Here is a 5,221-nt window from a genome sequence, read left to right as displayed (position 1 = left end):
TAGTGGAATTTTACCATTATTTAACTGGAACTTTCCCGATGCTTTCATTCACCACGATAGTGTCTTCCGTACTGCCGTAATACATTTTTGCGGCAACAAAAATGGCACCGAGTAATAAACCGCTGATAATAACGGTCCAAACTACTTTTTTCTTTGACCCTTTTAAGGTATCGTAGTCCTCGATAGAACTGAGTGTCGGTTCGTTGTCTTGCATTGGAAATCTCCTGATTTAGTATTAAGAAATGGTAACCATCTTATCCTAGAATCGGTTAATAAATCCCCTCTAGATTGACGCTTTAAGTTTAGATATTATTTTGTTTATTCGTCAAGCTTACCAGCGCCCCTCTAAAGTTACAAGGAAATGGAAGCGGGATTTTTCGTTGTCAATCTGAGTTTCATTAAGGACACCGCTAACATAACGTTTTGAAGTGGTTTGAATAGTCTCTTGGGTAATGTTTTTGAGGTTAAGTCCCAGCTTATAGGTAGAATCCAATCGCTTTTTGGCATATATATCCAATGTTCCATATCCCTCTTGGGTTTCTGCCACACCGCGCGCATCGATAGGGTCGTCATATCCGCTTACATAACGATATGCGGCACCATAGGTCAAGTGATACATTGAGAGCCGATGATCGACTCCTATGTTATAGATATAATCGTTCGTCCCTTTTATGGTTCGTTTTACCCCATCAGAAACAAGAGACGAATTTTGGATCGTAGCATTACCGAAAATTCCTAGCCCTTTGACATACATATCGAGTGATTTTTTGAGCTCTAGTTCCAAACTCCACAGTTTTCCCTCACCCACATTATAAGGTCGTTCGACATATCGACCTGATTCGAGTGTTGTCAATTTTTCAATTTTATCACTGATGTCACGATAAAATCCGCCGATACTCATAATCCCTTTATCCTCGAAAAAGTGCTCATACCGTACCTCATAACTGATCGCCGACTCTTCTTTTAGGTTCGGATTTCCACTCATATCAGGATGGTTCAGATCATTATCATCGAGAGAGCTGTCCAAAGAGGAAGAGAGTTCACTCAAACGGGGCAGTTTCACCGTTTTAGCAACACTGGCACGGAGGTTATCGTTTTCACTCAGTCTATAAAGGGCATGGAGCGAGGGAGCAAAGTAATCGATATCACTATTTTGCTCAAACTGACGGAGGGATCGTTCAAATCGAATCCCTGGGGTTAGAATCATTTTTTCCCCGACGCTAATCTCATCTTGTAGGTAAAATGAACCTTTGTCTTCACGTAAATTTTGTTTCTTCACCGTGTTCAAAACGCCGTTGGTATAGGATGAGACCTCATCGTTTTGAGTCAAACGTTTGAGATCAATGCCTGTTTTAATGAAATGCTCATCAAAAGCTTTTGAGTAACTCCCCTCGCTTCCGAATACCCGAAATTTCCCGAGGTCATTTTGTTCACTCAACGTTGTTGCATCATCGGATCTCGTAATACCGTCGGAATCGTTCTCATGGTATTTGAGTTTCCACTCAAGCAACTCGGTTCCTGAGAGATTATGACTTCCTGAGAGTTTCGCCCAGATCATCAGAGCGTCCCCCTCATCATTGTGCAGTAGGGTTTCATTCACACCGCCCACTCTCTTTTCTACACTCTCTTTGGTGTAATCGCTCCGATTGATCGCACCGTCAAACATATATTTATCTTTTGAAGTAGGAGCATAGATTAGTTTGGTATTGAGGCTAAGAGATCGGTAACGTGAATCGGTATCGGTGTTTTCATTATAACTGTCCGTTTGTGTCGATGAAGAGTCATCTTGTGAATTATCCGATAATGTCGTATTTACAAGGTAGGAGAGTTTCCCTTTTTTCCCTTCGTTTTGGGCAAACACAGATGTCATCGGTTCACCCTCATACATTCCTGCGGTCACTTTTACGATGGTTTTCCCCTCGGAAGCGGGTTTTTTAAGGACAATATTGACAATCCCCCCATCGATTCAGCACTGTGCTCGGCTGAACCGTTGGTCATCACTTCGAGACGTTCGATCATATCGGGGGAGATATGCTCTAATGGATTTCCTCTTTTGGTGCTTGAGACTTCCTCACCGTCGATCAAAACTTTGATATACCCTTTTCCGGGTGAGCCTTTTTTACCTTTTCCCTCACTGATAGTGACACCTGGTGTCCGTTTGAGCATCTCTTGTGCATTCATATCACCATACTGGGCTAATTCTTCCCCTTTGATAATCCGTTTTGCTATGGAGTTATCTTTACGTTCTTCGATGACACTATAGGTCTCTTCTACGGATATTTTATCAAGTTGAAGTATCTCTTCGGCACAAGCGAGAGAGAGGGTACAGGTGAGAAGTATGAGGGGGCGGTAGAACACAATAATCCTTGGGAATTCGGCGCAAGTGCACCGATTATTTGGTGAGAATGAGCTTGTTGGCTTTGGTAATTCTCAGGGTATTAAATCTCATTACCGTGAACGATACGGATAGCCGTATCATTTTTAAACACCATTTTTGACTCTATAACGGTGCTATTATACTCTGATGAAGATGACGAGACGATTACTTGATCCTCTTTTAACATACACCTCCTACTATGGTTACTTAGAAGTTATAGTTCAAACGAACGAGGAAACGATCATACCCGCCATCATACGCAAGATCAAATTCATCAACCGCTGTATTCTTATTCTTATCATCCACCATCGCATAACTCACTTCGGCACTGAGTGCTTCGCTGATTTCATACGCAGCGATCAAATCGATCTCTTTAACTTTCATATCAGCAGGGGTACTTTTAAAGTTACCGTAGAGCGCTGTGAGAGTTAACCCTTCTAATCCTGTATTAGCCATATCGAGTTCTGCGCTGAGTTGATAGGCTTTTACATCTTCGAATCCATCAATCGTCATCTCTTCCATCGAGGTCATATACGGTCCGCCGCCGAAGCCGTTAGAAACCGATTTGCCCTCATCGTTGGATGCTTTGTTATACGCCGCACCGAGAGTTAATGCACCTACGTTAAATGCCACGCCGATTCCGTATACATTACCATCCATACCGCTCTCTTTCTCTTCTGAGAAGTGTGCGTATTGTGCGCTGAGTTCTAATCCCATTGTCTCGTTGAGCGGGATCGTGTAAACTGCATCTGCATACATAGCGTTAGAGAGCTCATCGATACTGTAATACCATCCTTGGAATGCTAAGTTTTCTACACTCTCATTCATCACACCCACTACGGCCGCACCGTTAGAGTTCTCTGAAAACTTTTTAAATTTTGAGATATCATCACCGGAGTCATAGCCAGCCCAACGTTTTACATATCCACCAACGAGAGTTGTTTTATCGATTCCGCTATAAGTTGCAATAGCCGCTTCAAACGTATTCGAATGCATACGGATATCATCGGTATCGGCAAACGGAGTATCGATCAGCTGACGTCCAACACGGAGGTTCAAAGCATCGACGGTATAATCAACATACACTTCACCGACATACGCATACGATTTAGTATCTTCACCGAACAAATCAAGGTTTGCTTTGTTCTCATCAAAGTCCCCAGTTACAAAATGGAGTTTTTGAGAGATGTATGCTCCTACCCCTAATTTAAGACCGTTCCAATCGGCTGTTTCGTATTTGAGAACACCACCGAGTGATGTTCCATAAGTATCCGTATCTACTGCATTATCTTGGTTTACGTATGCCGCTCGGATTTGTCCGCTTGCTTTACCCGCTACGAATGCCTCATCGATACTGCTTGCGCTTAGGGCTACTACTGCCGCCATGCTTAGTACTATTGCTTTTATCATCTTTCTACGTCTCCTTAAAATTAAACAAACAACACATTTACTATTTTGATCAGCGTTATTAAAATATTCAAACATGATAGTAGTTATCAACTTAATATACTCTTAATAATGATAATATTTATCATCTATACATCTTTTTATGTTTCCCCTTTTTCTGCTATGATTTGAGTAAAGACCATTTATGAGGAGTCACTATGCGTCAATATGAAACCTACCGCTGTAATACCTGCGGAAACGAAGTCGAAGTGCAAAACGTCGGAGGGGGAAGACTCGTCTGCTGCGGACATGAAATGGAGATGATTACCGAAAGCCTCACAGCCGTAAACCTGATGAAAGCATTCGGCGGCGAGAGTATGGCACGGAACAAATACGAGCTCTTTGCCGACATCGCCCATGATGAGGGATGGCACGCGGTTGAGCGCCATTTTCGTGAAGCGGCACATAACGAGATGTATCACGCCCGTGCCGAGTACAAAGCGTATCATAAACTAATCCACGGCTGTGATGTCGATACGACGGCCGCCAATCTGGACAGCGCAATGAGTGGAGAGAACTATGAACACACGGTGATGTATCCCTCATTTGCCGAAATCGCAACCGCCGAAGGGCATAAAGAGTTAGCACGGCTTTTTACTGCCATCGGCAAAGTCGAAGTGGAGCACGAACGCGAATACGCCGCCCTCAAAGAGGCACTCATCGCCGATGGATTCTTTGCCAGCGAAGAAGATGAAATTTGGGTCTGCGAAGTGTGCGGACATATCCACCGAGGAAAAAAAGCTCCTGTTGCGTGTCCATTGTGCAAAGCGGGACGAGAGTATTTTAAACGGGAGTGTTTGAATTAATGCCGTTCACCCTGAGCCCGTCGAAGGGTCTTCATGGTTCAACGGGCTCACCACGAACGATTAAGGGATTATCATGAAAGAGCTCTGCAAACTTAAAAAAAATGAGTTGGATATCCATTTCAAAAAAATCATCAAAATTGTCAGTAAACCAAAATTTATTTGTGAGAAATGTGCACGGGTCGCCAAAGATAAAAAATATCTCTGCGAGCCGAAACTTTTGAAAAAGTAAGATTACTTTTTAAACATCTCGTAGCGATATTGTGTGATCGGGGTATCCTCACGGTTGCCCCACTCTTTCATCGAAGCATCATATAAACGGACATTTTTATACCCTAAAACTCCGCTGAGGACGAAATAGTTGAACGATGTTTCCAATCCCCCCGTACAATAGACGAGAACCTCTTTGTTTTTATCGAGTTTGTACCCCTCTTTGAAAACACTCTCCAGCATCGCTTTGGGTTTGAGGTTGTACTCTTTATCCACCGAGTAGTTCCATGAGTAGCTCATTCCTCCACGGATATGACCGTTACGTTTCACCGTCGGGGTCGGGGTGACACCTAGATACATATCGCTCGGACGGGCATCGATCATC

Annotated in this window: 8 protein-coding genes; 2 read left to right on the top strand and 6 right to left on the bottom strand. The window is 43.2% G+C overall.

Annotated features, from left to right (window positions below):
• Positions 1 to 16: 16 nt before the first annotated feature.
• The 5 genes from WA010_RS06595 to WA010_RS06575 all read right to left on the bottom strand — a co-directional run bounded on the left by WA010_RS06595 (position 17) and on the right by WA010_RS06575 (position 3,787).
• Positions 17 to 214: a hypothetical protein gene (locus WA010_RS06595; protein ID WP_422556349.1), complete on the bottom strand. Its 198-nt coding sequence runs from the start codon at positions 212 to 214 to the stop codon at positions 17 to 19.
• A gap of 117 nt (positions 215 to 331) precedes the next feature.
• Positions 332 to 1,870 carry a TonB-dependent receptor plug domain-containing protein gene (locus WA010_RS06590; RefSeq protein ID WP_422556348.1) on the bottom strand — a complete coding sequence of 513 codons (1,539 nt, stop codon included), beginning with the start codon at positions 1,868 to 1,870 and terminating at the stop codon, positions 332 to 334.
• A 32-nt stretch (positions 1,871 to 1,902) separates the two neighbouring features.
• Complete coding sequence (locus WA010_RS06585) at positions 1,903 to 2,358, bottom strand: TonB-dependent receptor plug domain-containing protein (protein WP_422556347.1); 456 nt, start codon at positions 2,356 to 2,358, stop codon at positions 1,903 to 1,905.
• An 80-nt stretch (positions 2,359 to 2,438) separates the two neighbouring features.
• Positions 2,439 to 2,564, bottom strand: coding sequence for a hypothetical protein (locus WA010_RS06580; RefSeq protein WP_422556346.1), 126 nt, complete (start codon positions 2,562 to 2,564; stop codon positions 2,439 to 2,441).
• Positions 2,565 to 2,584: 20 nt separating this feature from the next.
• Positions 2,585 to 3,787 (bottom strand): OprD family outer membrane porin, encoded by a 1,203-nt coding sequence (locus WA010_RS06575; protein ID WP_422556345.1) that lies wholly within the window; start codon positions 3,785 to 3,787, stop codon positions 2,585 to 2,587.
• 194 nt (positions 3,788 to 3,981) lie between these two features.
• Between WA010_RS06575 and WA010_RS06570 the strand changes: the two genes are divergently transcribed.
• Together WA010_RS06570 and WA010_RS06565 are read left to right on the top strand one after the other, a co-directional pair.
• Positions 3,982 to 4,629: a ferritin family protein gene (locus WA010_RS06570; protein ID WP_422556344.1), complete on the top strand. Its 648-nt coding sequence runs from the start codon at positions 3,982 to 3,984 to the stop codon at positions 4,627 to 4,629.
• 73 nt (positions 4,630 to 4,702) lie between these two features.
• Positions 4,703 to 4,858, top strand: coding sequence for a hypothetical protein (locus WA010_RS06565; RefSeq protein WP_422556343.1), 156 nt, complete (start codon positions 4,703 to 4,705; stop codon positions 4,856 to 4,858).
• 2 nt (positions 4,859 to 4,860) lie between these two features.
• Here the strand turns inward: WA010_RS06565 and WA010_RS06560 are convergent.
• On the bottom strand, positions 4,861 to 5,221 hold a 361-nt coding region (locus tag WA010_RS06560), incomplete at its 5' end, for a sulfurtransferase (RefSeq protein WP_422556342.1).

Origin of the sequence: Sulfuricurvum sp. (genome assembly GCF_049305995.1) — a bacterium.
Classification (GTDB): Bacteria; Campylobacterota; Campylobacteria; order Campylobacterales; family Sulfurimonadaceae; genus Sulfuricurvum.
This window is presented reverse-complemented; position numbering and strand designations above follow the sequence as displayed.